Genomic DNA, 3324 nt, shown 5'->3' on the forward strand with positions numbered 1-3324 from the left:
CGCCCTTTTAACCCCAAAAAATCTCCCTTCTGGGTTGTCAAAGAATTTTTTTCTTCCCAAACTACCTTTCGCTCTCTCCTAATATAATTGTTATCAACCTTACCTATCCATTTGTTGAGAAAGCTCAATGATTAGAAGGTATCCCTCAATACTACCTTGTAGAATAACCAAATAAGCTTCTATGGCAGACAGTATAAAGGGGGACTGGGGGATTGCAATCCCCCAGCAGGGGCTTGAGGACAGCGTCCCCAAAATATTTATCCCTTTATTTCCAATTGCACAGGTGAAAAAACTTCTTTCTCCTTTTAAAAACAGAAGATTTCTGTACCAGGCAAAATTTACTTGACAACAAACTTTTGCACGAAAATATTTATAACTTTCTCAATAAACATATCGCTCCTATGGAGCTAATTTGATGTTGAGACGATAAAGCTATAAACATCTCGCCCTTACAGGACTGAATATATTTTATAAACTCCGTTAGGAGTGATATATTTGTAGACTATGATAATCCTTAAAGAATTCAGCTCCGTAGGAGCGAAATGTTTAACTGTGATTTTTGTGACAGAAAAATAAACAATCTTAATCTTTAACTTCTTTAATTTTAATATCTTAAATATTATTTGTGTTTATTCGTAGATTTATACATTAAATTTCCTGCAAAAGTTTGTTGACAACATTAAAATAGAATGTTATCATAAAATTCAGGCTAACGATGTCAAGGATAAAATTTTTCTGGACAATTCTTATGATGTTCTTTTTCCTTACAACTGTTATTACGGGTTTGATACAGGTAAATTTAGACTTACATCAATTCATTTATCACAAATATAGTGCTTATTTGACGATATTTTTTGTGCTTGGGCATACTTATTTTAATTGGCATAAATTATTAAAAAGGAAGGGATAAGATTGCTTTCCAGACGCAATTTCCTGAGTAAAATTGGACTTTTAGGTTTAGGTGTCCCATTTTTTAATAAATGGTTTGCACCGCCAGAGGCTACTTCCGCACCTAATCTGGATATTGCAGAACAATATCACCAGGAAAGTAGACATACATTATTCAATATACTTTTAGGTAGCGGGAGTAAGGAACATACCTCGCCTTTATTCAAAAAATACATAGTGGCAGAAAAGATTAAATTACCACAGGATTTTAAATATCGGGGAATATCGGTTGAAGAGGCGATTATTAGAAGGAGGTCGAGACGAAATTTTATTCAAAAACCGATTTCATTAAAAGAATTATCCTGCTTGCTTTATTATGCCAGTGGAATAACGCAAGGAAAAGGCTCACAGGGATTACGAGCCGCACCTTCTGCCGGGGCACTTTATCCCATAGAAATTTATCCTGTTATTCATCTGGTTGAAGGTATAAAACCTGGAATATACCATTATTCTATTGAAGACCACTTATTAGAATTGCTAAAACAGGGAGACTATCGTCAGAAACTTTCACAACACTGTTTAGGACAGGAGTTTGTTGGGAAATCTGCGGTAGCATTTATTATGACCGCTATATTTGCCAGGACAAAATCGAAATATCATCATCGTGCCTACCGTTATGCATTGATTGAAGCCGGACATATTGCTGAAAATCTCTATCTATCTGCCATCTCAATGGGATTAGGCATTTGTGCTGTAGGCGCCTTTTTCGACGACCCAATCAACCAGACACTTGAAATTGATGGGATAAAAGAATCAGCAATATATATTACAGTGGTAGGAAATCAAGTTATCAGTAACAGGATTTATCAGGATTTGTAAGATATAAAATAATCCTGCCAATCTGCGAGAAAAACCTTGCCTCCAAAATCACAAAACTATAGTTTCAATTAAAACCTCTTGCAATTCAGAATATTTTATGATATGATAATTATATTATGAAAATAGCAACTATTGTGGGTGCCAGACCCCAGTTTATCAAACTCAGTCCCCTTTCTCAAAAACTGAGAATGAATTGTAAAGAAATCTTGATTCATACCGGACAACATTACGATTACGAGATGTCAAAGGTGTTTTTTGATGAATTGGGAATACCTGCACCAGATTACCATCTTGAGGTTGGGTCTGAGAGTCATGGTGTTCAAACAGGGAAAATGCTGATTAAAATAGAGGAGGCACTGGTTAAAGAAAAACCAGATATGGTTTTAGTTTATGGGGATACTAATTCCACTTTAGCCGGGGCATTAGCCACTTCAAAGATAAATATCCCGATTGGACATGTAGAGGCGGGTTTGCGTTCTTTTGACAAAGGTATGCCAGAAGAAATAAATAGAGTAGTGACAGACCATTTGTCTTCTTTTTGCTTTGCCCCGACTAAAACTGCGGTTGATAATTTGAAAAAGGAAGGGATTGAAAATGGAGTTTATTTAACTGGTGATGTGATGTATGATGCGGCAATTAAAGGCATAGAAATCGCTAAGTCTAAATCACAGATATTTAACCAACTAAATTTAAAAGAAAAAGATTACCTGCTTGTTACCATTCATCGACAGGGAAATACGGATGTTTTAGAAAATCTTACTTCTCTTGTTGAAAGTCTGGTAGAACTGGATGAAAAGATTGTCTTTCCGATTCATCCGCGAACTAAAAAGGTGCTAAAAGAATATGGACTTTTAAGTAAATTAGAAAGCAGTCCTTATGTAATAATTATTTCACCCGTAGGATACCTTGATTTTCTTCTTTTAGAGTCTGGGGCGAAAAAGATTCTCACAGATTCAGGCGGGATTCAAAAAGAGGCATATTTCTTTAAAGTTCCGTGCATTACTTTAAGAGAGAATACTGAGTGGGTAGAGACCGTAGAAGATGGCTGGAATATTTTAGTTGGCACAAATAAAAACCAGATTAGCCAGGCAGTTCTTGAATTCAATCCACAGAATAAACAAAGGGATGTTTTTGGTGATGGGAAGGCAAGTGAAAAAATTGCAGAGATTTTTATTGATTTTAAAGGCAATTGTGTGATATAATTTGTAATTATTACTTTTCTATTGCAATATTTTATCTAATATATTATAATCGTTGATAGTTTATAGTTGATAGTTAAAGGACTATAGACTATAAACCATAAACGAGTTTTGCATTTTGCTCTTTGAAGGAAATTGATAAAAATAGAGGTTTTAAATACCCGCTTAAAAACTACAGTTTCCTAATTTTGCAGAACTCGTAACCGTTCAGGCTATATATCAAAAGTGTAAAAAAGGGGATAAGGAGATAAGAGTGATATGGAGATAAGATAATAGAAATAGATTGAAATTTATAGAAATAGGTAGAAATTGATTGTGGAAAACAACAAATTTCCATAAATTTCTATTAGTTTCTATT

General features: G+C 34.5%; 4 protein-coding genes. 3 read left to right on the forward strand and 1 reads right to left on the reverse strand.

The genetic code is table 11. The features are described from left to right. Positions 1 to 715: 715 nt before the first annotated feature. From AB1422_18165 to wecB, 3 genes are all read left to right on the forward strand, one after another. Positions 716 to 910 carry a hypothetical protein gene (locus AB1422_18165; protein ID MEW6621225.1) on the forward strand — a complete coding sequence of 65 codons (195 nt, stop codon included), beginning with the start codon at positions 716 to 718 and terminating at the stop codon, positions 908 to 910. Positions 911 to 912: 2 nt separating this feature from the next. Next, positions 913 to 1767 (forward strand): SagB/ThcOx family dehydrogenase, encoded by an 855-nt coding sequence (locus AB1422_18170; GenBank protein ID MEW6621226.1) that lies wholly within the window; start codon positions 913 to 915, stop codon positions 1765 to 1767. Between the two features lie 116 nt (positions 1768 to 1883). Then, positions 1884 to 2969 carry a UDP-N-acetylglucosamine 2-epimerase (non-hydrolyzing) gene (wecB, locus tag AB1422_18175; protein MEW6621227.1) on the forward strand — a complete coding sequence of 362 codons (1086 nt, stop codon included), beginning with the start codon at positions 1884 to 1886 and terminating at the stop codon, positions 2967 to 2969. Between the two features lie 169 nt (positions 2970 to 3138). Here wecB and AB1422_18180 read toward each other — a convergent pair whose 3' ends face one another. Beyond that, a complete protein-coding gene (locus tag AB1422_18180; protein MEW6621228.1) occupies positions 3139 to 3303 on the reverse strand; it encodes a hypothetical protein in 165 nt (54 codons plus the stop codon). Between the last annotated feature and the right edge of the window lie 21 nt (positions 3304 to 3324).

The sequence above is a fragment of the bacterium genome (genome assembly GCA_040757115.1).
Taxonomy (GTDB): domain Bacteria; phylum UBA9089; class CG2-30-40-21; order CG2-30-40-21; family SBAY01; genus JBFLXS01.

Excerpts from the sequence above, each read along its gene's own strand:
- AB1422_18165 (MEW6621225.1), top strand. The coding sequence starts at position 716 with ATGTCAAGGATAAAATTTTTCTGGACAATTCTTATGATGTTCTTTTTC.
- wecB (MEW6621227.1), top strand. The coding sequence starts at position 1,884 with ATGAAAATAGCAACTATTGTGGGTGCCAGACCCCAGTTTATCAAACTC.
- AB1422_18180 (MEW6621228.1), bottom strand. The coding sequence starts at position 3,303 with ATGGAAATTTGTTGTTTTCCACAATCAATTTCTACCTATTTCTATAAA.